We start from the raw sequence: 25,527 nt of genomic DNA on the forward strand, positions 1-25,527 counted from the left end.
GATCCGTCCTTGGCTGGGCGGTCATAGCTCGAAACGAAAAAAGGCCCCGGCGTTTCCACCGGGGCCTTGATCAATTGAAAGAAGAACAGATTACTCTGCGCTTTCCTCTTTCTTTTCTTTCTTCTCGGGAACGATCTCTTCGCCGGTTTCCTGATCGACCACTTTCATCGACAGACGAACCTTGCCGCGATCGTCAAAGCCTAGCAGCTTGACCTTTACTTCCTGACCTTCCTTCAGAACATCTGACGGATGGTTCAGGCGGCGGTTCTCGATCTGGGACACGTGGACCAGACCGTCGCGCTTGCCAAAGAAGTTCACGAAGGCACCGAAGTCGACGATCTTCACGACTTTGCCGGTGTAAACCTGACCTTCTTCCGGCTCGGCTACGATCGAGTGGATCATCTCATAGGCCTTCTTGATCGATTCCCCATCGGGCGAGGCGATCTTGATCACGCCATCGTCGTTGATGTCGACCTTGGCTCCCGACACTTCGACGATCTCGCGGATGACCTTACCGCCCGAACCGATCACTTCACGGATCTTGTCGGTCGGGATGTTCATGGTCTCGATGCGCGGTGCGTGGACCGAGAAATCGTTGGTCTCGGACAGGGCTTTACCCATCTCGCTCAGGATATGCATCCGGCCGTCTTTGGCTTGCGCCAGGGCTTTCTCCATGATCTCGGGCGTGATGCCCGCAACCTTGATGTCCATCTGCAGCGAGGTGATGCCGTTTTCGGTACCCGCAACCTTGAAGTCCATGTCGCCCAGGTGATCTTCGTCACCCAGAATGTCCGACAGGATGGCATAGTCGCCGTCATCTTCCAGGATCAGACCCATGGCCACACCGGCAACCGGTGCTTTCAGCGGAACCCCCGCATCCATCATCGACAGAGAACCGCCGCAGACCGACGCCATCGAGCTGGAGCCGTTGGATTCAGTGATCTCCGACACGATACGGATCGTGTAGGGGAAGTCGGTCGCCGCAGGCAGAACCGCCTGTAGGGCGCGCCATGCCAGCTTGCCGTGGCCGATCTCACGACGGCCCGGGCCACCCACGCGGCCAACTTCACCAACCGAGTAGGGAGGGAAGTTGTAGTGCAGCAGGAAGTTCGATTTGAAGTTGCCATGCAGCGCGTCGATGAACTGTTCATCGTCACCGGTGCCCAACGTGGTTACGGCCAGCGCTTGCGTTTCACCACGGGTGAACAGCGCGGAACCGTGTGTACGAGGCAGCATCGAGGTTTCTGCAACGATCCCGCGGATATCGGTGGTCGAACGACCGTCGATCCGCTTGCCGCCTTTGACGACGTCGCCGCGCAGAATGCCAGCTTCCAGCTTTTTCATAGCCGAACCGAGGTTGCCATCTTCCAGCTGTTCTTCGGTCAGTGCTGCTTTGATTGCTTCACGCGCAGCGGCAACAGCGGCGGTGCGCTCTTGCTTGTCGGTGATCGCGAAAGCGGCGCGCATCTGCTCTTCACCGGCAGCTTTGACAGCGGCGGATAGCTCGGAATAATCCGGTGCCTGGAAGTCGAACGGCTCTTTCGCGGCGTCTTCGGCCAGCGCGATGATCAGGTCGATGACCGGCTGAATCTGCTCATGTGCGAATTTGACCGCACCCAGCATTTCGGCCTCGGACAGCTCGTAGGCTTCCGACTCAACCATCATCACGGCGTCTTTGGTACCGGCAACAACCAGATCCAGGCGCTGTTCAGGGTTCAGGCGCAGGTCCTGCATGTCGTCAACGGTCGGGTTCAGAACGTATTCACCGTCCTCAAAACCAACGCGGGCACCGGCGATCGGACCCATGAACGGCGCGCCGGAAATAGTCAGTGCGGCCGAGGCAGCGATCATCGCAACCATGTCGGGGTCGTTGACCAGATCGTGGGACAGCACGGTGCACATCACCAGAACTTCGTTTTTGAAGCCGTCAACGAACAGCGGGCGGATCGGACGGTCGATCAGACGCGCAGTCAGTGTCTCTTTTTCGGTCGGGCGCGCCTCGCGCTTGAAGAAGCCACCCGGAACCTTACCGGCGGCATAGTATTTTTCCTGATAGTGGACGGTCAGAGGGAAAAAGTCCTGACCCGGTTTTTGCTGCCGTGCAAAGGTCACGTTCGCCATGACGCTGGTTTCGCCCAGTGTCGCGATCACGCTGCCGTCGGCCTGACGGGCAACCTTGCCGGTTTCCAGTGTGAGCGTCTCTTCGCCCCACTGCATAGATTTTTTCGTTACATCAAACATATGCGTATCCTAGATGGGAGCACTCCCGCCCCTGCGGGTCTCCCGTTTGCATGGCGACCCCATTGCCGCCGATCCCATTTTAGCTTTCGTCTGAGTGCCGGGATCAGGGCACAACGTCTCAGATACCGCGCGCATACATGAGATTGGGGCGGATTGAAAGAGGTCTCGCTTACAGCAGGGTTCCCGCCGGAATTCAGAAAGAACGCTCGCGCGACTTTCGCAACGCCCGCAAATCCGTTGCTGTTTCCAGATCCGGGGACGGGGCAGTCACGGCTACTGTGTCATCCCCTTCGAATTTCAAAAACGCCAGAGCACACACTGACCAGAGCCACGAATTCAGCCATAGCAAAGCCCCACCTGCGGCGGCTCCCCTAAGAATGATCTCAAGATCGAAATTTGGCAAACTCTGTGCCGTCAGGATCGAGACTACCGACATAAGGATCGGAAGCAGGGCGTAGAAAGCTGTGTAGAAGCCAAAATAGAGCTGCAGGAAGATCGAAACGAAGAAGACGCAGAACAGCGGTATGAAACTACGCCCCAGCCCATTGAAGAAGGCGTGGCTCGGCGCACGGCGCCCGGCGGATTGTGCGGCTCTGGCTATCGGTACGGCCATGATCGCGTAGAACGCAACCCATACAAAGCACATCACGATCAGACTGCTACCTCCGGCAAGCAGGCCAAAAGCGCCCAGAGCCGGCTTGGGAACGTTCTGGAAAGCGGCCCAAGATATCGGTTCCCCGATCTGCCACAGGGCATATGCAATGCCCGATACAGCCACAATCAGTTTCAGAACCCATAGTACAGCAGCAAAAAACAACCCGTACATTACCGAATACAGGGCCATGGCCCTGTAATCCGTGTGTCGCTTATCCCCTTTCAGCGCAAGCGCTGTGCGAATTCCGAAAAGGGTGAAAAATGCGGTTGTGACCGGTCCGCTAATGTAATTGGCCATCCCGAGGGTGAAAATACCCAGAACCGTCCAAACAACAACTGAGGCGAGGCTAATCACAAGAACGGGGACGATCATGTGCAGCATCACCCGCATCGACAGTAGAAGAGAGTTGAAGATAAGCGTCATAGGGCAGGGCCTGTTAATATAGCGAAAGTATCAAAGCGCGAAAACTACCTGAAGGCGATTGGTTTGCAAGGGGTGAGTGCAACGCCATTGCATTCACTAACAGGAATGCGTTTGGTGAAATTATGTCGTCAGTGTAAGCTGTTATCACGAAGCCCGCGGTCGAATTGACGGAGAAACGCCAAGGGACAAAATCTCGTTTCCGTCCGCTGGTCGAATACCTTGGCGTTTGCATTTAGCGAACAGAAGGGCAGACGAATGGCACAAACCAAGAAAATGCTGGATCCGGACCCCCGGATTTATGACTTCGAGACCGAATACGAGCTTGGGCAAGACAACGTCCGGCCATTCGGTCTGGACATCCACAACCCGGTCTTTTTGATCTCGAGTATCCTGATCTTCGCGTTCGTTCTGATCGCTTTGGCCAACCAAGAAGGTACCGCGGCACTGTTTGGCTGGCTACGACCATGGCTAACCAGCACGTTTGACTGGTTCCTGGTCCTGTCGGTCGACGCAATCACGTTGTTCTGTCTTGTTCTGATCGTGTTGCCGGTTGGCAAGGTGCGGATCGGTGGCAAGGACGCAAAGCCCGACTATTCCTATGCCGGATGGATTGCGATGATGTTCGCGGCTGGTATCGGCATCGGGCTGTTGTTCTTTGGAGTGATGGAGCCCGTCTATTACAATTTTGCCGAAGACGGCAACGCCGTGCCATTGGGCATCGACATCGCCGTTCCGGGCAATGAATATGCTGGAGTCGTCGGTACAATCCATCACTGGGGGCTGGAAGGCTGGGCGGTCTATGCCGCTGTTGGTCTAAGCCTGGCCATCTTTGCGTATAACCTTGATCTTCCCTTGACCCTGCGATCGGCTTTCTATCCGATCCTGGGCGAACGTGTCTGGGGTTGGTGGGGCCATATCATCGATACTCTGGCGGTGTTTGCGACGCTCTTTGGCCTGACCACCTCGTTGGGTCTTGGCGCGCAGCAGGTTGCGGCGGGCCTGAACGAAGTGTTTGGTATCGAACCCAGTCCAACCGTCACAGTGCTTCTGATCATCGGTATCACGTTGATCGCGTTGGGCTCGGTCCTGATGGGGATGGATGCTGGCGTCAAACGGTTGAGCGAAATCAACATGATCATGGCCGTGGGCCTGTTTATCTTCGTGATTGTTGTTACTGGCGTCGGCACGGCCATCGCACGGTATTTCAACGTGATGGTGGATTATGTGTACCACCTGCCGGCGCTGTCGAACCCGTTCGGACGCGAAGACACCAGTTACTTCCACGGCTGGACGACCTTCTATTGGGCATGGTGGATCGCATGGTCGCCCTTTGTGGGCATGTTCATCGCCCGCATCTCAAAAGGTCGCACAGTGCGCGAGTTCATCCTTTGCGCCCTGCTGGCACCGACGGCTGTTTGTGCCTTGTGGATGTCGACCTTTGGCGGTGCCGCCATCGACATGTTGAACGCAGGTGGAGCGGAAGGTGTACGTGCCACAGTGATCGACAGCTACGCCCCTGAAGGTGCGCTGTTCGGATTCCTCAAGGAGCTGCCGCTTTACGGTATTGTTGCGCCAATCGCCCTGGTTCTGATTGTGGTGTTCTTTGTTACCTCGTCGGATTCTGGTTCGCTGGTGATCGATACGATTACTGCGGGTGGCAAGATGGACGCACCGGTGGTTCAGCGGGTGTTCTGGTGCACTTTGGAAGGTCTGGTCGCCATTGCGCTGTTGCTTGGCGGGGGCCTCTCTGCACTGCAAGGTGCTGCGGTTTCGACAGGTATCCCGTTCACCTTGGTGGTTCTGATCATGTGCTACTGCTTGTGGCTGGCGCTGAAATCAGAAAAAGCCAAGATGTAGGGGCTTGATCTGATACATTCCGGACGCCCGCCTTTTGGCGGGCGTTCTTTTGTCGCCGGACAACCGAAAAAGCCCGGATACTTCGCGGACAAAAAGCAAGGCGAAGGCTAAAGGCCCTGTAGCTTAGACTTCCGCGACACTCACTGCAGTTTCGAGCGCTTGATCAAGACTGTTCGCCACTTGATCCACGTCGTCCAACGACAAACACAACGGTGGCACCATCCGCAAGCATTGTTGAAACGGACCGGACTTTGACAGGATAATTCCTTGTGCGCGGCAGGCTTCGAAAACCTCTGTGGTCATGTCTTTGTCCGGCGTTTTGCTATCCCGGTCTTTCACGAATTCCAGCGCAAGCATAAGGCCTTTCCCTCGAACATCGCCGATGACCTGATACTTGTCTTTCAAGCCATGCAGCCTTTCCAGCAAGGCGGCCCCTACAACGCGGGCGTTTTCCTGCAACCCTTCGTCCCGCATGACCGCAAGAACCGCACGGGCTGCCGCAGCCGAGGTCGGGTTGGCACCATAGGTGTGGAACATAAACCTCTCTGCCATGGGTTCGGCGATATGTTTCTTGGCCACAACCGCCCCAATCGGGAAGCCATTTCCAAGACCTTTTGCCATGACGACGATGTCGGGTACGACGCCGTCCGCTTCGAACCCCCAGAAGTTTTCGCCAGTGCGGCCAAAGCCCGACTGCACCTCGTCCGCGATATAGAGACCTCCTGCCGCGCGCACGCATTCGGCTGCGCCGGACATATAACCGGGCGGCATTTCAATAATGCCGCCATAGCCCTGCACGCTTTCGACGAAAATACCCGCCACCTGACCGGAAGTGGCTGTGGCGATGGTGCGGTTGATCTCGTCCAAATAGGGCTGCGTGCCCGGCCCAAAGATGCCGCGGTATTGATTGGGTTCCGGCACGAAGGCCACGTTGCCGGGCATGCCCGGGTGGCGCCAGCCCGAGATACCGGTGATCGACTGCGCTGCAGCCGTTGGCCCGTGATAAGCGGTGCGCAAGGCAAGCAAATCCAGATTGCCGGTATAAGTGCGCGCCATGGTCATCGCCAGATCAACCGCCTCGGACCCTGAGTTGGTCAGATGTACCACCCAGTCATGTCCTTTGGGCATCGTCGCGGCCAATTCTTCGGCCAGGTGCGCAGGTGTCGGGTGATAGAACATTGTCGTGCAATGGGTCAGCTCTTGCGCTTGCGCGGTCGCCGCTGCCACCACGCGCGGATGCGAATGTCCGACCGAGATACAGACATTCATGCCCAACAGATCAGTGTATTTCCGCCCCTCTGTATCCCAAAGGTATTGGCCCTGACCTTTCTTGAAAACGATCGGTTCGCGAAACGGCGTGAAGCGCGTCAGCGAGGCGGCATAATACTGGTCCCGTCGCGCGGCTGTGTTCGAGAAGTCCCAGTCGTTGTGAAGGGGATGGTTGGTCATTTGGAACCTCCGGTTTTCAGGCGTGAGTTTTCGGGGTCGAAAGGGGCGTTGGGCAGAATGGATGCGGCACGATGTTGGCCCAGGATTGAAAGGGTCAGCCCCTCGCGCGCAGTCGCGTCGCGCAGATAAGCAAGGGCCAGGACCTTACCGGTCCGGTGGCCATAGGCGCCCGAGGTTGCGATCCCGACGGGCAGATCGTCTTTCCAGATCGTGTGGGAGTAGAACGGGTTAACCTCACCGGTTTCGACCTCAAGCAATACCATGTCCCACGGTTTGTCTCGGGCAAGCCCGTCGCGCAGGTCTTTTCGGACAAATGAGGAAAGGCCAGCCTCAAGCGGGCTGCGTTCGGTCGTCAAGTCACTACCCCAACCGCGATACCCTTTTTCAAGGCGCATGGAATTTGCGGCATAAGCCCCATAGAACCCAAGACCAAGCGGTTTGGCGACCTCTTCCAGCGTCGTGAAAAGCTGCACGGCATATTCTTTGGCTACATGCAATTCCCAGCCACATTCGCCCAGATAAGACACTCGCAGGGCACGCAAAGGAAACCCGGCAATATTGGTCTCTTGCGCGGTGAGCCAGGGCATATGATCCAGCTCGGGCAACACGTCGACTGATCTGGGGCCCATGACGCCGATGACCGCCAGATCCTCTGTGACGTTTCGGACAGTGACGTCGAAGCCTCTGGCAACCTGTGTCAGAAGATCATGGTCGATCTGCTCAGCAGCAGCGCCGCTGGTCAGATAGGCGTGATCCTCCGCCAGACGGGTGACGGTAAATTCTGACAGAACACCACCTGCTGGGGTCAGCGCATGGGTCAAGCCGATGCGTCCCGGCGGGATCGCGCGGTTTGTCCCCAATGCTTCGAGGAATGGCGCAACATCCGGGCCGGTGATGTCGAATTTTGAGAACACGGACAGATCGGCCATGGCGACCCGCTTGTGCGCGGCCTCGACCTCTTGCGCGACCGGTTCAAACCAATTGGCGCGGCGGAAGGTTTCATCGGCAATCGCTTCGTGCGTATCCGAGAACCAGTTCGGGCGTTCCCACCCATAAGCCGCGCCCATCACCGCGCCACGTTTAATCATCAGGTCGTGCAGCGGAGACAGCCGCAGGCCGCGCCCTGCGGGCCGTTCCTCATGCGGATAGTGCACGCCGAATTGCAGGCCGAAACACTCGACGGCTTTGGCAACCCGATAATCACGATCTGCCCAGGACCCAAAACGGCGCGAGTCCACCGCCAGCGCATCCATCGGCGGCGCGCCGTGGGTCATCCAATGGGCCAGGAACCAACCTGCGCCACCACCTTCCATCACCCCCATGGACGAGCCGGTCAAAATCCAGGCGTTTTCCAGCCCGTGTGCAGGTCCGATCAATGGATTTGCATCCGGGGTGAAGGTAATCGGCCCGTTGATCACCGATTTTACACCACCGGTTTCCAGCGCCGGTATTCGTTCCATTGCGGCCATGATGATGTGTTCCACACTGTCCAGATCCGGCGGCATCAGGTCCGCGCCAAACTCGGGTGGCACACCATCAACGGACCAGACCTTGGCGTCCTTTTCATAAGGCCCCAGGATCAGCCCATCGCGTTCCTGCCGCACATACCAGCTTTCTTCAGGGTCGCGAATGATCGGCAGTTCGGGCAGACCCTCTTTGATCCGGGACGATACGGCCTCCACCGTGTCCGTCACCAGGTATTGGTGCAGCACCGGAACAGACGGGATGTTGAGTCCCATCATATGCCCGATTTCCCAGCCCCAGGTGCCTGCGGCGTTGACCACGTGGGTGGTTTCTATGATCTCCTTCGCAGTCTCAATCCGCCAATGATCTCGCTGACGCTCAATCGCGGTGACCGGGCAGTTTCGCATGATCCGCGCTCCGCCGCGCCGGGCAACTTCGGCCATCGCGTGGGTTGCCAGCGTCGGGTCTACGTGACCGTCATCGGGTTCATAGATCCCACCGATCAGCCCATCCAGTTTGGCCAGAGGGAAAAGCTCGGCGATCCGGTCGGGCGTTAGCACCTCCAGCGGGTAGCCGGTGAATTCAGACAGACCGGCCACATGGCGAAACTCGTCCATCCGGTCGGGGTTGCGTGTGATCCGCATCGCCCCCGAGCGGTGAAAGCCGCAATCGCGTCCAGTTTCCTGAGGCAAGATATCGCGATAGAGTCGGACAGATGTGGCACGCAATTCCTGAATGGTGGGATTATGCGCGAAATGGGTGCACAGCCCCGCCGCATGCCAGGTCGACCCATGGGTCAGGTCGTTTTTCTCAACCAGCACCACATCGGACCAGCCCGACTTGATCAGATGATACATCAGCGACACGCCCATTGCGCCACCACCGATGATGACAACCTGCGCCTTGATCATGCGCGCATCCTTTCGCCTGAGGGATCAAAGGGCGGACGTCGCAAGGGCTGCGCCAGATAGTCCTGCCCGGCGACCCGAACCGTGAATCTTCGATCGCATGTCTGGGTCAACGTCTCGCCCGATTGGACCGCGACCATGGCGAAACACAGGTTCAGCCCCGTACGCGGCCCGCGCCCGCCCGAGGTTGTCAGCCCCACATGGGTGCCGTCCTCGAACACCGGTTCGTCATGCAACATCAGGGCATTGCCGTGAACCTGCAGAAGGATCAGGCGCTGTTGCAAGCCGTTGGACTTTTGTTGTTCCAGCGCCGCTTTGCCCTGAAACTCCTTGGACCAGTCGATGGTGAACCCCAGACCGGCTTCCAGCGGAGTGATCTTGGGGCCAAGTTCATGCCCCCAGTGTTTGAAGCCCTTCTCCAACCGGCAAGCATCCACCGCATAGTGGCCCAAAGGGCGCGCGCCTGCCCCGTGCAGTGCAGCGAACAGTTGCGGGGTTTGACCGTTGGGCACGGTCAATTCCCAGCCCAATTCTCCGACGAAACTAACGCGCGTGGCGCGGCAAGTAATGCCTGCCATTTTGGCTGTGGCGGCATGGCCAAATGCCATTTCTGGAACGCTGCCAAGACCCTGTAGCAGCGTTCGGCTGCCACCTCCCATTACACCGATTGTGCAGAATGCTTCGGTCAAATCCTTTAAAGACACATCGCCCTTCAAATGCCTGCGCAGGAACATCCGATCGCGCATCCGCGTGGCGGCGCCCGAGGTCAGATGAAACGCATCCCGAGCCAGCCGCGTGATGGTCACATCCATTTCGATCCCACCGCGCGCGTTAAGTATCTGCGTATAGACAGCCCGACCAATGGGCACGTCCATCTGCGCGGTCGTCAGGAGGTTCAATGCCTTCAGAGCATCCGGCCCGGTGATTTCCAGTTTGGTAAACGGGCTCAGGTCAATCAGCGCAGTGCCCTGATCCAAGACCGCCGCTTCGGCCTCAACCAGCGGCCACCACCCCTGATCTGTCGTCGAATAGGGCTGTGCCGGTCCGTAATACAGCCCGCGTTCCCAACCGGCCGTCAGGCCAAAATGCGCCCCAGCCTCAGCCCAGAAATCGTGCAGTGCTGTGGTGCGTAGACCTCGGCCGGCGTTGGGCTGTTTATATGGCCAATGAAGGGCAAAGAGATCGGCGACGGCCTCTTCCATGCGGTCGGCCATATGTTCAGCGCTGGCTGTGTGCGGGTCGACCCGGGCGACATCGACCTCCCACATGTCCATCGGGGGGTGGCCGTCGACCATCCAATCCGCCAGCGCCCGCCCAATCCCCGCCGAAGACATGACCCCGACCGAGTTCATACCCGCAGCCACAAACAATCCATCGACCGTGGTTTCACCAACAAGCGGCCTTGTATCCGCGGTAAAGCTTTCTGGGCCATTCATGAAATGCTGAATGCCGACCGTTTCAAGGCTGGGGCACAGCTCTAATGCGGCCTCCATGAAAGGGGCAAATTGATCCCAATCCTCAGCCAGTTCAAGAAAGGGTCGGTCGCCTTCGGGGCCATAAGCGTCCCAGCATTTGGCGTTGGGTTCAAAGCCTCCAATGACCAGTTTGCCCGCATCGCCCTTGATGTAGATGCCCCGATCCAGATCTCGGATCACCGGGAACGGGTTGGGCAGATCAGGTATGGGTCCGGTCACCACATACATGTGTTCAACTGACTGCAATGGCAGCGCGACGCCAACATTGGCGGCCAGCTCACGTGACCAAGCGCCGGTGGCAAGAACGACCTGATCGGCGTCCAGTTCCGTCCCATCGGTTAGAGTTACACCCGTGATCCGCTGACCCTTTTTTCGCAGGGACTGAACCCCGGTATGTTCGCGGATTGAAACGCCACGATCCCGTGCACCTTTGGCGTATGTCATGCACAAATCGACCGGATTCACATTGGCGTCTTCCGGCACATGCAGCGCTCCGACATGGTTCCTCACATCAAGGTGTGACAGGGGCACGTCCGAGGCCTCGATCATGCGTGGGGTCAATCCCAGCACCTGGCCCAGATCTGCAATCCGGCGCAGCTCGTCCAGGCGGGCGGGGTCGCGTGCCAGCCAATAGCCAGCGGTTTGGCGATATCCAGTGGACATGCCAGTCTCAGCCTCAAGGGTCGGAAAAACCTCAAGTGCGGTCATTGCCAATCGGGTCATGTTTGGCGTTGCGCGCAGCGGGCCGACAATCCCCGCCGCATGCCAGGACGTGCCCGAGGTCAGCTGGTTACGCTCCAGAACAGTGACGTCAGTCGAGCCGCGTTTGGCCAGATGATAGGCCAGGCTCAGACCAATAGCGCCACCTCCGATGATCAAGATACGGCTCATCAGAAGTAATCCTGATCTGGCTTCTCGGCCTTACGGTGCGCGATATAGTCCTGCAGCGCGGCGTCGATGTCGGGGTCGAGACCGGGGTCTTGATATGCGTCAATCCGCTCTTTCCAGATTGCATTGGCGCGGGCTGCGGCATCCAACTCTCCGGCCGCGTGCCACTGTTCGAATGAATTGTCATCCGGGGTCCAGGGCCGGAACAATGCGGACATGAAATTGGCCTGCGTATGCTCAGAGCCCAGAAAGTGTTGCCCCGGGCCGGTCGCGGCAATTGCCTCCATCGCCTGAGCGTTCTCGCTCATGTCGATTCCATCGAAGAACCGTCCGACCTTGCCACACAGATCATGATCCAAGATCGTTTTTTCGAACGAGGTCACCAACCCACCCTCGAGCCATCCCGTGGCATGGTTGATCAGATTGGCACCCGCGAACATCGACATCATCAGGCCCCATGTGGCCTCTTGCTGGCTTTGGGCGTCCGGAACTTTTGAGGCGCTGAGCGTGCCAACCGTGTGCAGCGGCACCCCCAGCCTGCGGGCAAGCTGACCGGCCGCCAAAACCATCAACCCGGCTTCGGGCGTACCAAAAGTGGGCGCACCGGATTTCATCGACATGGTTGAGGCAAAACTGCCCATCATGCAGGGTGCCCCGGGGTTTATCAGTTGGGTCAACGTCATCGCTGCCATGGTCTCGGCCAACACCTGAGCCAACGTCCCGGCAACGGTAGACGGCGACATGGCCCCGGTCAGAACCCAAGGGGTGCAAGCGACCGGTTGCCCGGCCCGGGCATAGGTTTTCAGCGCGCCCGACATGTGACTGTCCATCACCAACGGCGCGTTTGTATTCGAGACACAATACAGGGCGGCGTTTTCCGCCACGAAATCATCACCGAACACAATCCGTGCCATGTCGATTGCGTGGCCCGCGCGTTCGGCCCCGATAAAGGCCCCCATAAAGGCGCGGTCAGAATGGCGAATATGACCATAAAGCATGTCGAGATGGCGTTTATTGGCCGGTAAATCCACCGGCTCGCAAACCACGCCGCCCGAATGGTGCAGCCAGGGCAGGCTGTGATGCAGCTTGACCAGATCGACGAAGTCCTGATGCGAGGCATAGCGCCGCCCGCGGTCCAGATCGTGCACAAAGGGTGGTCCCCAGGCCGGGCACAGCACGCTGGCATCGCCGCCAAGCTGAACACTATTGGCCGGGTTCCGGGCATGTTGAGTAAATTGCCCCGGTGCGGTTGCCATGATCGTTTTGCGGCAGAACCCCGGCGCGAACCGAACGCGAGAGCCGTCGACGTCACAGCCTGCATCGGCAAAAATGCTCAGGATTTCCGGGTCGTCCTGAAACTCCATCCCGGTTTCAGCAAGAATGGTGTCAGCATTGGCCTCGATCTGTTCCAACCCTGCCTCGCTGAGGACATTGAAGGTCGAAAGCTTGCGCAAAATATACGGCGCGCGCGCCTCGGGAAGAGTGCGAGGTCCAGCGGCCCTGCGGCGTCGAGATGAGCGCGAACGTGTCATGGTCAAAGCGTTGTCCGAGTGCTTGACGTAAACCAAGAAAATTCCAACAGTATAAATATCATTTATACTAAGGATGAGTAATGCTGGGTCATCGCAAACTGTCACCAAGTCTGATGCGTTCACTTGAGGTTTTCGTCGCCGTCGCGGAAACGGGTCAGATGCGGGCGGGCGCAAAACTTCTGAATTTGTCGCAGCCGGCGGCTTCCCAGCACGTCACTGCGTTGGAAAAGGCTTTTGGTACTGTGCTTCTGGATCGCAGTACGCGACCGGCACGGCTGACCTATGCGGGTGCGCGTTTGCATGGGAAAGCGCAGAAAATTCTGGATGCACTTTCCGACATGGAAACGGAACTGCGCCACGTTGGCCAGAAATCCCTGACCTTGCTGCGGGTCGGCATTCAAGCCTCAATCGCCACAACGCTGACGCCCTCTTTGGTCGATTTTGCGCAGCGTGAGTTCAACGTCGAAGATATCACCCTGCACGCCGGTCAAAGCGGTAACCATGAACACCTGCTGCGGACGAAACAAGCGGACCTCGCGATCACATCTAACCCGTTTCTGGATATGGATGGTCTGGAGCGTCATCACGTTCTGACCGAAAGATACCTTCTGGTTCTTCCCGAAGCATATGACGGCCCGACAGACAGCCTGGAAGCAATCCAAAAGCGGCTTCCTCTGGTGCGGTTCGGAGATACAACCAATGCGGGCCGCCAGATAGCGCAGCATCTGCGCCGATTGCGGTTTGAGCCCGACAAGGTCATCCAGGCGGACCGGTCCAGCATGGTTACGTCCTGTGTTTCCGCAGGCCAGGGGTTCAGCCTTTTGACGCCGACATTGCTGATTGATGGTTTGGTCGAGAATATGAGTCTGCAGTTGAAAGATCTTCCGGTCTCGGGCCTTTCACGCACTTTGACAGTTGTCGCCAGAAAGGAAGAGCTTCAGAGTTTTCCGGAGGCGCTTGCAGACATGTCCAGGCAGGAATTGGTGCAGCGCATCACCGGCCACATGGGCGACATCGGAGCAAAGAGCGTAGAGTACGATTTGGTCTAGCGCGCCGTCACAAGCTGAACAGCGCGGGGAGCTTCAGGCTCAGGGTCAGCCTAAAGTCGCTACCTGTTGGTGAACTTCGACAACATTGCCTTCGGGGTCGCGAAAGAACACTTGGTGCCACTCTTTCGAAAAGGCTGTGCCATAGTCCGAATAAGGAACCGCGTTTTCATCAAGTATCCTCAGGACCGCGGCAAGATCATCCGTTCGGAACGCAATGTGTCCGCGGCTCACCGGATTGATGACCTGATCATTTTTGAAAGCGACGTCAAAGTCCCGTTCCGCAAGGTGCATCTGCATGCTGCCGTCCGTTGCAAAGCGAATCTGGCCGTCATAACCGGCGTCTTCGGTTGCTTCAGAGCGCGGGAAATTCTGCTGCGGAATATCACCCAAACCCAAGACGTTTGTATAAAAGTCGTGTAGGCGGTCAACGTCGTCTGCCACCAGGTTAATATGATGAAATTCCAGCTTCATTTGGTTCCATTTTACTTGTCGTCACACACTGGATGTGTGCTTGGGGGACTGAGGTATTGAGCAGCTGTTGATCAGGTCCCGGGATAGTGCCGACAGAGTTAGTGAACTGCAAGCCGGATTGAGCCCCACCATACCGCTACTCTGAGCGCGCGTTCCCTGATCCAACAAAAAACGCCCGCCAATTAGGGCGGGCGTCCGAAATCCAAAAGCGGTAAGATCCGAAATTAACGACGGATGCCCAGCTTTTTGATCAGGTCCTGATAGCGCGCCTCTTCTTTGCCCTTCAGGTAGTCCAGCAGCTTACGGCGCTGGGCGACCATTTTCAGCAGACCACGACGACCGTGGTTGTCTTTTTTGTGGGTCTTGAAGTGCTCGGTCAGGGTGGTGATGCGCGAGGTCAGGATGGCAACCTGGACTTCTGGCGAACCGGTGTCGCCGTCCTTGGTGCCGAATTCTTTCATGACGCGTGCTTTTTCAGCGGCAGTAATCGACATCGGGGTCTCCTTTAAAAGGTTAGAGTTGATGGCGCAGGCCGGGATGTCGTCCAGCACAGGCCCATGGAGAAAACCGCACCGATTCCGATGCGGATGGGCGCGTATAAGCGGATTTCAGGCAAATGGCAAAGGGATTCTATTGCTTCAACTCAGCGCATTGAGCTGCGGCAGTTCCTGACCGTTGATCAATTGGATATCGTCCAGGGTCAACCCTTTGGCACCCAGCAGTTGGGCGACGTCTTGTCCGTCGACCATGATACGGGTCAGGTTTTCGTTTTCAGTGTCTGTTTCAATGTTGATCTCCGGATATTCCTCGCCTTCCCACGAGATCAACAGCTTGTCCTGCCCGGGTTCAAAATCCATGACCTTGACGGCATCGTCGTCATCCTCGGGGTTCAGGTGGATGCTGTCGGCGCCTTCGCCTCCGGTCACGATATCACCGCTATGGACAGCAATAATGTCGTCGCCGGCACCGCCATTCAGAAAATCCACGGAGTCTTCGTTTTCGCCATCCTCACCGGTCAGCACGTCGTCACCGTCGCCGCCAAACAAGACGTCTTCACCTGCGCCACCAGCAAGCTCATCGTCGCCATAGCCCCCATGCAGCGCATCGGCGCCCGCGCCTCCGGTCAGCGTGTCGTTGTCCTGACCGCCGTACAAATCGTCATCCCCATCGCCACCGTCCAGCCTGTCGTCGCCGAAATGACCAAAAAGCTTGTCGTCGCCATCATCACCGGACAGGACGTCATCGTTACCTTCGCCATGCAAAACATCATCGCCTTCGCCGCCCTGGATTGTATCAACGCCATCGCCGCCATGCAGGGTGTCATCGCCCATGCCCCCCAGCACAGTGTCGTCGCCGCCGTAGCCGTTGATCTGGTCGTCGCCATCTTGCCCGGCCAGAATGTTTGTGTTGTTGTCCCCGGCCACAACCAAATCGCCTTCGAATTCCGAGACTGTGGTCCCGGTCGAGGACTCTTCGACTTCGTCGATGTTTTCACCAATCTCAAGATAACTGCCGTCAGAGACCTCTTGCGGTTCATCTTCGATGATCTCGTCTTCTTCGGTGTCGTCGTCAGCCTCGATAATACCGCCCATCGCATAGGCTGCTCCGCCCATTGCGGCCAGGCTCAGCAATCCGAACAGAAACATGGCAACCCTCCGAGAACGCACTGCTCCGAGGGTGAAATATCCCATGTGATCAGTCAGTTGGTCAAAGCCAAGCTGAACTTGTGGTTAACCGTCGGTCACCACGGTTCGGGCTGTTGGGTATAGGCGATGTAAAGCGGGTGCTTGGGGTGTCCGGCCTTGGTCAGCCCCAAATGAAACAGTTGCTGACCGGTGCCGCGCAGCAGCGTCTCAACCGCCGGGCCGCGGTCCAGATGTGCACCATGGGTGCCCCATGCGGCGATGACCTGATCGGCCCATTGAACACCATCCAATATGGCCGCGTCGTTCTCGGGTCCTACCGGGTCGGCAGCAGCGCGCATCTTGCGCGGGTCGGTGTCGCGCCAGGCAAAGATGTTGGTTACCTGAAATGCTCCGAACCCCAGCGCCCGCGCGCGGCGTTCGCAACGTTCCACCGTCGGGTCGTTCTGAACCTCGGTCGCGGTAGACGGGTTCAGCATCACGAACAGCGCTTTGCGCCCCGCAGGATCCCAGATGCGGGTCAGGCTATAGCGATATTTCTCGCAGTCGGAATAGATGGCGGTCGAGGGCGCGTCGCCCTTGGTGTGGGAACGGGTAATCATGCCCTTCGCCTAGCACGTGGCTTAGGTAACGAACACCCGGCTGGGGTGCAATTCGCCCGATTTGTAGATCCCCACCGCCACGGCCTTGCCGTCCAGCGAAGCCCAGGCTTCATCGCCGTATTCCACGTCCGAGGCCAGAACCATGCCCGGATTTCCGTTGCGTAGGCGGGTTGCGCCTTCGGGTGTGCATTTCAATTCAGGCAGACCGGCGAGGCCGGTTTCCAGCGGGTGCAGGTAGTCGTCCAGTGCGGTTGTCTTGGCCATTTCATCGATCTGTTCGATGCTCAACCCGTCTTCAACCTCGAACGGGCCGGACCAGACGCGGCGCAGTTCCCGGACGTGTCCGTGGCACCCCAGCGCTGCGCCCAGATCGCGGGCGATTGAGCGGACATAGCCGCCCTTGCCGCAGGTCATTTCCAACGTCACGTGGTCTTCGTCGGGGCGGTCGACCAAAATCAGTTCCTCGACCCATAGCGGTCGCGCGGCCAATTCCACATCTTCGCCATCGCGTGCCAGCTTATAGGCGCGCTGGCCGTCGATTTTCACGGCCGAGAACTTGGGCGGGACCTGCATGGTATCACCCAGAAACGGGGCCAGCGCCTGTTTGATATCGTCATCCGAAGGGCGCGCGTCGCTTTGTGCGATCACTTCGCCCTCGGCATCGTCGGTGTTGGTCGCCTGACCCAAACGGACGGTGAAGGTGTAGGCCTTCAGCGCATCGGTGATGTAGGGAACGGTCTTGGTCGCCTCACCCAAAGCCACGGCCAGAACGCCGGTTGCTTCGGGGTCAAGCGTGCCTGCATGGCCCGCTTTCTTGGCATCCATCGCCCACCTAACCTTGTTGACCACAGCGGTCGAGGTCATGCCCGCGGGCTTGTCCACCACCAGCCAACCGGAAATGTCGCGACCCTTGCGTTTGCGTCCCATTCTACACCCTGAATCTTACCGAGGCGCGCGACCTAACGGATCGTTCTGCCACTGTCAATTTCAGGGCGTATCTTCGACAACACCTACAATAGGGCCAAGCGAAAACCCGATATCCGACCGATTGCCCGCGCGTTCATACATACGAGAGATATTGCCGTCGAAGAACAGGGCATTCGGCGTTTCAAGGACATCGCGGAACAGGCTGCCGAATTCGTGGAAGGTGACATAGTCATCCGAGATCGCGAATACTGCCCGTGTCCCATCCGCGCTTGTACCAACGCCGTTGCGCACGTAGCGCGAGGTCGAATCGGGCAGGAATCGCGGGTGCAATTCCCCGTCGATGACCAGCATAGGACCGGATTGCGTGGCGAAACGGCACTGCGGGGCCTGATCCACATAATCCAATGTCTCAAACACGTCGGCGCGGCCTTCGCGGATGCAAAACACTCCGTTCGGCAACAAACCGAAATTGCCCGGCCCGGCATTGGGGATCACCCGCATCTGTTCCTGGCCGCCTTCGACATAATGCCCGACGGGCGAGCGGTCGTCATGATACATGCCCGCGTTCATGGCAAATGCCAGACGCTTTCCCTGTAGGGCCAGGGTCTCGTTCACCGATGAGAAATGGCCCAGCACCTTACCGTCTTCATCATTGAGGAAGAGGCGCAACTCTTCGCTGGCGGCATCCACCTCGCAGATGGTGTACCGCTTGTCCTCATGGGTCACCTTCTCGCATGTGACCGCTGAGGCCTGCGCGGCCCAGAAGACCGCGCCCAAAATGACAAATGCGCGGATCACTCGTCCAGATCGCGGCGCACCGCGTCCTGATCGAACATGCGGCGCGTGTCATCCATTCGGTCAAAGGTGTCATCCAGCCGGAACCGCAGATCGGGTGAGAATTTCAGACCGACCTTCTTGCCGACCGCCCGCCGCAATTCACCCTTGTTGCGGGCCAGCAGCGCGATCACATCCTCCTGCCCCTTGCCGCCCAAGGGCAACACATAGGCGGTGGCGATCTTCAGATCGGGCGAGGTGCGCACCTCACCCACGGTGATTGACATGCGGTTCAGGTCGGGGTCGTGGACATCTCCGCGCGCCAGAACCTCGGACAGGGTGCGGCGGATCAGTTCGCCGACACGGAGCTGTCGTTGGGACGGGCCGGGGCCATCGTGGAATTTGTTCTTTGCCATATCCCCGATCTAAGCCCAAAGCAGGGCTTTGCCAAGCGGGCGCGAACGGGGTAGGAGGCTTTGAGCCGAATTCAACAAAAGGACCAGCGCAATGACCCATATTCCGGGGATCGTCATCACAGGGGCTTCGGGCCGTATGGGGCAGATGCTGATCAAGACCGTCACCGACAGCGATCAGGCGCGTTTGGTTGGTGTTGTTGAGCGGACCGGCCATGACTGGATCGGTCAGGATGTGGGCGAGGCGATGGGCGGTCAGGCGCTGGGCGTCAACGTCACAGACGACCCGCTAGAGGCGTTTTCGCAGGCGCAGGCGGTGATCGATTTCACGGCGCCCGAGGCGACGCTGGAGTTTGCGGCACTGGCCGCGCAGGCACGGTGCGTCCACGTGATTGGTACCACTGGCATGTCGGATGAGCAGATCGCAGCGCTGGAACCGGCCTCTCGCCATGCGGTCATCGTGCGGGCAGGGAATATGAGCCTTGGCGTCAACCTGCTGGTGCAGCTGACCAAAAAGGTCGCCGCAGCGCTGGATGAAGATTTCGACATCGAGATCATCGAAGGGCACCATCACCACAAAGTCGACGCGCCCTCGGGTACAGCACTGATGCTGGGCGAGGCCGCCGCCGAAGGGCGCAGGGTTGATCTGGCCGATGTGTCCGATCGGGGCCGCGACGGAATCACCGGCGCGCGCAAGCGGGGCGATATCGGGTTCCATGCTATTCGCGGCGGTGACATCGTGGGCGAACACGACGTGCTGTTCGCAGCCCCCGGAGAACGCATCGTCCTGCGCCATCTGGCCACCGACCGCGCCATCTTTGCCCGCGGCGCTTTGAAGGCGGCCCTGTGGGGACAGGGCAAAGCGCCCGGTCAGTATGACATGCTGGATGTATTGGGGCTGTAAGGGATTTTACCTGAACGCGGCGATTCCCGGCGGTTCTGCATGCCCCAAGTCGATATGCGCGAACAGAGCATCCAAACGCTGGTCCCATGTCGGGAACTGACCTGTCAACGCATAGGTCAGACGCTCTGCTCCGATTGATATGCCTAACGGTGCGGCCTCGCCGCCGATGATGATCTCTCCGATTTCCGTCCAGTTGGCAGATGGTGGATAGGATTCGGGTGCGGGTTCAGTTTGATTGCCGACGCGGTAATAAACGCCCATCGTGACCAGATAATCCTCGCCAAAAGGATCTGGAAAGAAATAACCTGAGGCGTCACGGGCGGCCAATGCCTCGGCCTCATCGCGCAGCAGGACCTTTTGCGAGAACGGCAAGTTCATCCCATCCAGAACCGGGCGCACGTCATCGGCCTGAGGCACGCTGACAAAAGCAATGCGGGATGGGTCAAGGCTGAACTCTTCAGTCAGAAGACGCACCATAAGTTCCGTGGTGTCACGCCCGCTGACCACGCCTTCTGGATGGCAGCCAACCTCGTGAAACAGGGGCAGGACACCGGGGCGGTTTTTTTCTTCCACATCTGCGACGCGAGCCAGCGGTTGTATGACGAAAGCGTTTGGTTGCAATTTCTTTTGCTCGAAATCGTGCCGCAGCCCGCCATTATAGTCGACGTTCCCGGTGACAATCGAAAAAGGCTGCGACTCGGAAAACCCGAGCTTGGCGAACGCGGCTTTGAGACCAGCCAGTGTTTCGGCGAACTCTGCCTCGAACGCCTCATTCTGGCCAGTTGCGCCGACAGCAAATCGCGGCAGCGCCGCACTCGCGGTGGCTGCGGTGCCTAGTTGTACCAATTTCCGACGGTTCAATCCCATCTGCGCCTCCCTTATGCACACACAGGGTGAGTATCGCAGAAGTTTGCGGCAAAGGTTAAGGGAATCTGAAAAGCGCCGCCCGGAAGCGACAGGTTTGGCTACAGATCGCGTATCTTGTCCGCGCGCAAGGGGCAGGCAAGGTAAACGCCGAACTCTTTGCCGATATCGGCGCTGACCCGGGCGTGCACCCGGCCCTGCCGATCAAGGAAGCGTTGGTTGTCTTCGACGGGGAATATCCCTTCGTGCCAGATGCCGGGATGAATATAGAGGCCACGCGTGCCGTCACACCAGAATGCGACCACCTTTTCTGGCGTCAGGTTGTCGCCGGGCAGGGCGACAGGCACGATGAAGGGCTTGTTGTCCAGCGGCCAGAACATCTGCCCGCCATCGGGGTGGTAGTTCATGTGCCACAGTAGAACCTGATCGCGCGGTGCCGTCTGCAGGTCGGTCTGCGCCTGTTGTGGATCAGCGGACCAACCCAGAACATAGTGGCCTTTGACGGCCTCGTTCTCACCATAAAGCACGTCACCCTGCCAATCGCATTTGAACGTGCCTTCGACCCAGCCGCCCTCGTCGCCGGTTCCTTCGTCAATCGGCCGCCAGCCTTGTTGGGGCCAGCGAGCGATTTCAATCTCGAAGGTTTCGGGGTCGTCGACCAGACAGCCATAGCCTTTGACCGACGTGTCCGTGGCCCGGATCAGCGGAACCTCGTGCCAGGGAAGGGACGGTTTTGAACTGGCCTCGAAGATATATTCAGGCGCGCTCATGATGTGCCCAGATGCCTGTCGACCATGCGCTGTACCATCGGTGCGAAATGGGTGAAATCCGGTGTGTCCATGTCAGCCCGCTTGCCCGCCTCGTCCAGATAGCGCACCTGAACGATCTCTTTCAGGTTCGGATTACTTTCGAACTCTGCGACCTCTTCAGCGCTCATCGGCCCGCCCTGTAATTCAAGCGTATGGACCGAGGCGGTGGAGAGACGGTTGAAATATTCCGGTTTGGTGGCGCAGAGATACCGCTTGGCTGCCACGTGATAGCGGCAGCAATCGGTGATAACCGAGGGGAAGAACTGTTCCAGCACCTCAGCGCCTGCATCCTCGTGATGACGGTCCTCGGTGTCATCTGGGTGATAAGTGCCGAACTCGGAGGTGAAATGGCCGATATCGTGCAGCAATGCGCCAACGATGATTTCCTCGGGCTGGCCGTTCTGCTCGGCGATCGTGGCACCTTGCAACATGTGTTCAGCCATGGTGACGGGCTCACCCAGATATTCCTCACCGCCGCGGCGGTCGAAGATATCGCCGATGAAGGCCACGATATTGTCCCGGCTCAGGGTCGAGAAATCGGGCTTCATTCTGCGGCCTCCGGTTGGCTCATCTCCATCGCGGCCAATGTGGACAGCAACCCGTCTTTGTCGGCGTAACAGCCCTGCAACCAGCGTGAGCCCGCACCGGAATAGCCCAGACGCGCGTGCAGCACGCGTGTGTTGTCGACGATGAAACTCTCGCCTGGTTCCAGTTTGAACGACACGCCCATGGCGGGGTCGTCGATGATCTCGCCCAATTGGCGATAGGCGGCGTAATAGGCCTCCATCTGGTCGAACGGCACGTCGACGAACGGCGCGGATGAGCGGTTGTTGAACCGGATACCGACCAATTCACCATCCGGCGACAGCTCAATCATCGGGCGGCGTGACCGTAGGCAGATACCGTCCGAGCTCTTGTATTCGAACCGGGCGGGATAGCCTGCAAGCAAGGCAAAGCCTTCCGGGTTCTGTTCGCGCAGCTTTTCAGCGGCGCGGAAGCCGTCAACCACGATGGAATCACCACCCTCGGCGCTGTTTTCCAGACAATAGAGGATTTGCAGCGTCGGAACCGGATCACGATAGGGGTTGTCGGTATGCGCCTGCAGACCAAGGCCGGTATAGGCGAGGTTGGTCGGGTTCACCTCGGTCCGGACCTCAAAATAGGGGCCATAGTTGGTTTCGCGCACATAGCCGAACAGGTCAGCGACTTTCAGCAGGGATTCCGGTTCGGTCGGGCCGCCGGTCAGCTTGACAAAGCCGTATTCGGCCACCGCAGCTAGCCATCCGCGTTTGGCGCTGGGATTGGCGTGGACCTCATCCCAATCAGCGCTGGGCGCGTCGATGCCGCGTCCCCAGGTGGTGATGTCGGGAGCCGTCCGACCCATGGGGCGGTTTTGATCGCGGTCATAGCTGTGCTCGGCCAACCAGCCGGCGGGAAAGGTGACGGTCTTGCCTTCTGGCTGAAAGGTGACTGTCAGATCACCATTGCTGATTTCGGCGGCGCTAACCGAAATGTCTGAGTGGATATCACCGATGGTGATCAGACGTTGGCCATTGCCGGGCGCGCGCGTTTCGGGGTCCAGCGCGTTGTCGCGTAGCCAGATGGCGTGAAAGCGAGCCTTTGTGCCGGTGTCGAATTCTACGGTCACAACCGAGGCGTCATGGGTGGCAGAGCGCAGCATGGGGGGTCTCCTGTTCAGCGCGGGCTTTGGTTGAGGAGATACGCCTCTTGTGGCATTACGACAATTAATCCTTCTTTCTGCTGAGGCTTGGAAAAACTTATGGCTAAGAAAAAAATCGGGTTGCCGCCCTTGGACTGGCTGCGCGTTTTCGAGGCGGCGGGGCGTCTGGGCGGGTTTTCGGCAGCGGCGAGGGAATTTGGTCTGACACAAGCGGCGGTAAGCCAGCGCATCGGTAACCTTGAGGCCTGGCTTGGGCGCACGTTGTTTGTGCGTGAGGCACGTGGCGTGTCATTGACTGTCGAAGGGGAAAGCTATCTGCCACTGGTGCAAGACAGTTTGCAGGCGCTTGAACGCAATACCGAGGATCTGTTTGGAAAATCCCCCCGCGAATTGCGGGTGGCCGGTTTGTCATCGCACATCCATGCGCTTGTGGTGCCAAGTCTTTCCCGGTTTCAGGAGGTGCAGCCAAAGGTGCGTGTCCTGACCGATTCCGTGGCGCGGCGGTCGTCGCTGGATGAAGAGCGGACATGGCTGCAAATCCGCTATGGTCGCGATGCCTGGCCCGGGCGGGATTCCGAATTGATCGCAGCCGAAGTGTTGGTGCCGATGGCGGCTCCGGGTGTTGAATGGGGGGCGCCTTTGATTGATCTGCGCGGAGAACGGCCGGGGTGGCGAGATTGGGCGCGAAAGGCAGAGCAGGGCGATGTGACGACGTCGACCATCAGCTTCGATTCAATGGAACACGCGTTGTCCGCGGCACGTCAGGGCATGGGCGTAGCGTTGGGGTCGGTGCCACTGGCCAAGGCGGATCTACAGGACGGACGGTTGCGCCGGTTGCACCTGCCCGAGCTGAAAACGAAGGATGGGTATTGGCTGACATGGCCGGAAGAACGGGCGAAATCAAAGAAGCAGCGCGCTCTGATAGCGGATTTTCTGGAAGCTCTGCGAGGATAGGCGATCAGAAATCGATCGCGATGCCTTTCTTCTCCCAATCGCCATAGCGGGCCGGGTCGGGACCGTCGCGACCGCCCAGTTCCCTTGGCATCTCTTTCGCTTTGGCCTCGGCCTTGCGACGGCGCTCTTCGGCTTCGGCCAAGGCGCGCTGGGCGGCAGGCGGCAGGTCTTTGCGGTCGTCACTCATGACATCGGGTTCCTTTCCGTGCATGGGCTTGATATACGCCCGCGTCCGCCATTGGCAATGCGGGCGAGGATTTATTCAAAGGCGATTCCATGTCCGACAACGCAACAGCAGCCCGACGCAGCGCGATCTATCTGCTGGATCAGATACTGGGCGAAGGACGCCTGCTGTCCGAATGTCTGGCCGCCGGTGCGCTGGACCGGTTGGCCCCTGAAGATCGCGCGCGGGCGCAACGTCTGACGCTGGAAACCTTGCGCGGGTTGGAGCGTGCGGATCGTCTGCTGGAAAACCACATGAACCGCACCCCCGCTTTGACTGTGCATAACGCCCTGCGCCTTGGCGCGGTCGAGCTGTGCCACGGTGAAGCGGCACATGGTGTGGTGAATTCAATGGTCGACATTGTAGGGCGTTCACGCAAGCACGGACGGCTGAAAGGCCTGGTGAATGCCGTGTTGCGTAAAGTGGCCGCCGAAGGGCCCGAAGCATGGCCCAAAATGCGCGTGCCGCGTTTGCCCGAATGGCTGCGTGATCCGCTGATCATGGCCTGGGGGGAGGATGCAATCGCGGGAATGGAAAAGGCGCAATTTGCTGGCGCACCGCTTGACCTGACTGTGAAGCCAGGCACCAGCGGACCCGGTGAAGTCCTGCCGACCGGTTCGACGCGGCTGCACGATGCCGGTCAGGTCACTGCCCTTCCGGGCTATGGCAAAGGTGATTGGTGGGTGCAGGACGCGGCAGCCGCTATTCCAGTGCGCATACTTGCTCCGAAATCGGGCGAAAGGATCCTCGACCTTTGCGCCGCTCCGGGTGGAAAAACACTGCAACTGGCGGCAGCTGGGGCCGATGTTACGGCGCTCGACGTCTCGGAAACGCGGTTGGCGCGGGTGCATGAGAACCTCAAACGCACCGGGCTGAAAGCCACTGTCGTCGCGGGCGACGCGCTTGAACATCAGGGCCAGTATGACGCCATCCTTTTGGACGCGCCGTGTTCTGCCACGGGAACGATCCGCAGGCACCCCGACTTGCCTTTTGCCAAAGACGGATCGGAATTCGGTGAGCTGATCGAGCTGCAGGCGCGGATGCTGGCCCACGCCTGGAGCTTGCTGAAACCCGGCGGGCGGCTGGTCTATTGCACTTGTTCTCTCCTGCCGGATGAGGGCGAGGTGCAGGTCGAAGAAGCGCTGGACCAACACCCCGATATGTCGGTGGATCGGGCGGCTGTGAACATTGCCGGAATCGAGTCCGAATGGATCACCGAGGAAGGCGGCCTGCGTCTGCGGCCCGATTACTGGGCTGATCTTGGTGGAATGGATGGGTTCTACATCGCACGCTTGAACAAATCGGCGTAGAAGCACGCTTT

Annotated in this window: 23 protein-coding genes; 5 read left to right on the plus strand and 18 right to left on the minus strand. The window is 58.9% G+C overall.

What is annotated here, in order from left to right:
* Window positions 1-90 precede the first annotated feature (90 nt).
* Both pnp and AC2FLJ_RS10235 read right to left on the minus strand, forming a co-directional pair.
* On the minus strand, window positions 91-2,241 hold the full coding sequence (pnp, locus tag AC2FLJ_RS10230) for a polyribonucleotide nucleotidyltransferase (protein ID WP_496705614.1): 2,151 nt from the start codon (window positions 2,239-2,241) through the stop codon (window positions 91-93).
* Window positions 2,242-2,434: 193 nt separating this feature from the next.
* On the minus strand, window positions 2,435-3,319 hold the full coding sequence (locus tag AC2FLJ_RS10235; protein ID WP_496705616.1) for a hypothetical protein: 885 nt from the start codon (window positions 3,317-3,319) through the stop codon (window positions 2,435-2,437).
* A 255-nt stretch (window positions 3,320-3,574) separates the two neighbouring features.
* Between AC2FLJ_RS10235 and AC2FLJ_RS10240 the strand changes: the two genes are divergently transcribed.
* Complete coding sequence (locus AC2FLJ_RS10240) at window positions 3,575-5,176, plus strand: BCCT family transporter (protein ID WP_496705618.1); 1,602 nt, start codon at window positions 3,575-3,577, stop codon at window positions 5,174-5,176.
* Window positions 5,177-5,299: 123 nt separating this feature from the next.
* Here AC2FLJ_RS10240 and AC2FLJ_RS10245 read toward each other — a convergent pair whose 3' ends face one another.
* The 4 genes from AC2FLJ_RS10245 to AC2FLJ_RS10260 are packed head-to-tail and all read right to left on the minus strand — an operon-like array spanning window position 5,300 to window position 12,892.
* Window positions 5,300-6,625, minus strand: coding sequence for an aspartate aminotransferase family protein (locus AC2FLJ_RS10245; RefSeq protein WP_496705620.1), 1,326 nt, complete (start codon window positions 6,623-6,625; stop codon window positions 5,300-5,302).
* Window positions 6,622-9,000, minus strand: a complete 2,379-nt coding sequence (locus AC2FLJ_RS10250; protein ID WP_496705622.1) for a GcvT family protein — start codon at window positions 8,998-9,000, stop codon at window positions 6,622-6,624. Before AC2FLJ_RS10250 ends, AC2FLJ_RS10245 begins: the two co-directional genes overlap by 4 nt.
* Entirely contained in the window at window positions 8,997-11,363 is a 2,367-nt protein-coding gene (locus AC2FLJ_RS10255; protein ID WP_496705624.1) for a GcvT family protein, read from the minus strand. The genes AC2FLJ_RS10250 and AC2FLJ_RS10255 overlap by 4 nt, the downstream gene beginning before the upstream one ends.
* Window positions 11,363-12,892: a trimethylamine methyltransferase family protein gene (locus tag AC2FLJ_RS10260; RefSeq protein ID WP_496705626.1), complete on the minus strand. Its 1,530-nt coding sequence runs from the start codon at window positions 12,890-12,892 to the stop codon at window positions 11,363-11,365. Before AC2FLJ_RS10260 ends, AC2FLJ_RS10255 begins: the two co-directional genes overlap by 1 nt.
* An 80-nt stretch (window positions 12,893-12,972) precedes the next feature.
* Here AC2FLJ_RS10260 and AC2FLJ_RS10265 point away from each other — a divergent pair, with 80 nt between their 5' ends.
* Window positions 12,973-13,941 (plus strand): LysR family transcriptional regulator, encoded by a 969-nt coding sequence (locus tag AC2FLJ_RS10265; RefSeq protein ID WP_496705627.1) that lies wholly within the window; start codon window positions 12,973-12,975, stop codon window positions 13,939-13,941.
* 45 nt (window positions 13,942-13,986) lie between these two features.
* Here the strand turns inward: AC2FLJ_RS10265 and AC2FLJ_RS10270 are convergent, their stop codons facing one another.
* The 7 genes from AC2FLJ_RS10270 to rbfA all read right to left on the minus strand — a co-directional run bounded on the left by AC2FLJ_RS10270 (window position 13,987) and on the right by rbfA (window position 18,774).
* Window positions 13,987-14,412, minus strand: coding sequence for a VOC family protein (locus AC2FLJ_RS10270; protein ID WP_058274965.1), 426 nt, complete (start codon window positions 14,410-14,412; stop codon window positions 13,987-13,989).
* 224 nt (window positions 14,413-14,636) lie between these two features.
* Window positions 14,637-14,906: a 30S ribosomal protein S15 gene (gene rpsO, locus AC2FLJ_RS10275; protein WP_039543122.1), complete on the minus strand. Its 270-nt coding sequence runs from the start codon at window positions 14,904-14,906 to the stop codon at window positions 14,637-14,639.
* A gap of 144 nt (window positions 14,907-15,050) precedes the next feature.
* The gene (locus AC2FLJ_RS10280; protein ID WP_496705630.1) at window positions 15,051-16,058 is read right to left on the minus strand and encodes a calcium-binding protein; all 1,008 of its coding nucleotides are present in this window, start codon (window positions 16,056-16,058) and stop codon (window positions 15,051-15,053) included.
* A 95-nt stretch (window positions 16,059-16,153) separates the two neighbouring features.
* Window positions 16,154-16,657 (minus strand): DUF1643 domain-containing protein, encoded by a 504-nt coding sequence (locus AC2FLJ_RS10285; RefSeq protein ID WP_496705632.1) that lies wholly within the window; start codon window positions 16,655-16,657, stop codon window positions 16,154-16,156.
* A 21-nt stretch (window positions 16,658-16,678) separates the two neighbouring features.
* The gene (gene truB, locus AC2FLJ_RS10290) at window positions 16,679-17,584 is read right to left on the minus strand and encodes a tRNA pseudouridine(55) synthase TruB (RefSeq protein ID WP_496697197.1); all 906 of its coding nucleotides are present in this window, start codon (window positions 17,582-17,584) and stop codon (window positions 16,679-16,681) included.
* A gap of 60 nt (window positions 17,585-17,644) precedes the next feature.
* Window positions 17,645-18,382, minus strand: a complete 738-nt coding sequence (locus tag AC2FLJ_RS10295) for a phosphodiester glycosidase family protein (protein ID WP_496705634.1) — start codon at window positions 18,380-18,382, stop codon at window positions 17,645-17,647.
* Entirely contained in the window at window positions 18,379-18,774 is a 396-nt protein-coding gene (rbfA, locus tag AC2FLJ_RS10300) for a 30S ribosome-binding factor RbfA (protein WP_058274960.1), read from the minus strand. Before rbfA ends, AC2FLJ_RS10295 begins: the two co-directional genes overlap by 4 nt.
* A 91-nt stretch (window positions 18,775-18,865) precedes the next feature.
* Between rbfA and dapB the strand changes: the two genes are divergently transcribed.
* Complete coding sequence (gene dapB / locus AC2FLJ_RS10305) at window positions 18,866-19,675, plus strand: 4-hydroxy-tetrahydrodipicolinate reductase (RefSeq protein WP_496705636.1); 810 nt, start codon at window positions 18,866-18,868, stop codon at window positions 19,673-19,675.
* Window positions 19,676-19,681: 6 nt separating this feature from the next.
* Here dapB and AC2FLJ_RS10310 read toward each other — a convergent pair whose 3' ends face one another.
* From AC2FLJ_RS10310 to tmpA, 4 genes are all read right to left on the minus strand, one after another.
* A complete protein-coding gene (locus tag AC2FLJ_RS10310) occupies window positions 19,682-20,542 on the minus strand; it encodes a hypothetical protein (protein ID WP_496705638.1) in 861 nt (286 codons plus the stop codon).
* Window positions 20,543-20,640: 98 nt separating this feature from the next.
* Window positions 20,641-21,309, minus strand: a complete 669-nt coding sequence (locus AC2FLJ_RS10315; RefSeq protein WP_282119557.1) for an ureidoglycolate lyase — start codon at window positions 21,307-21,309, stop codon at window positions 20,641-20,643.
* Window positions 21,306-21,896 carry a (R)-1-hydroxy-2-trimethylaminoethylphosphonate oxygenase gene (gene tmpB / locus AC2FLJ_RS10320; protein WP_282170215.1) on the minus strand — a complete coding sequence of 197 codons (591 nt, stop codon included), beginning with the start codon at window positions 21,894-21,896 and terminating at the stop codon, window positions 21,306-21,308. The genes AC2FLJ_RS10315 and tmpB overlap by 4 nt, the downstream gene beginning before the upstream one ends.
* The gene (tmpA, locus tag AC2FLJ_RS10325; RefSeq protein WP_496705641.1) at window positions 21,893-23,029 is read right to left on the minus strand and encodes a 2-trimethylaminoethylphosphonate dioxygenase; all 1,137 of its coding nucleotides are present in this window, start codon (window positions 23,027-23,029) and stop codon (window positions 21,893-21,895) included. Before tmpA ends, tmpB begins: the two co-directional genes overlap by 4 nt.
* 99 nt (window positions 23,030-23,128) lie before the next feature.
* On the opposite strand from tmpA, the gene AC2FLJ_RS10330 reads away from it, so the two are divergent.
* Complete coding sequence (locus AC2FLJ_RS10330) at window positions 23,129-23,983, plus strand: LysR family transcriptional regulator (protein ID WP_496705643.1); 855 nt, start codon at window positions 23,129-23,131, stop codon at window positions 23,981-23,983.
* 4 nt (window positions 23,984-23,987) lie between these two features.
* Here AC2FLJ_RS10330 and AC2FLJ_RS10335 read toward each other — a convergent pair whose 3' ends face one another.
* The gene (locus AC2FLJ_RS10335; RefSeq protein WP_058275228.1) at window positions 23,988-24,170 is read right to left on the minus strand and encodes a DUF1674 domain-containing protein; all 183 of its coding nucleotides are present in this window, start codon (window positions 24,168-24,170) and stop codon (window positions 23,988-23,990) included.
* A gap of 89 nt (window positions 24,171-24,259) precedes the next feature.
* On the opposite strand from AC2FLJ_RS10335, the gene AC2FLJ_RS10340 reads away from it, so the two are divergent.
* Entirely contained in the window at window positions 24,260-25,516 is a 1,257-nt protein-coding gene (locus AC2FLJ_RS10340; protein ID WP_496697186.1) for an RsmB/NOP family class I SAM-dependent RNA methyltransferase, read from the plus strand.
* The last annotated feature ends 11 nt before the right edge of the window (window positions 25,517-25,527 follow it).

This window comes from Ruegeria sp. CDSA034, assembly GCF_059612275.1.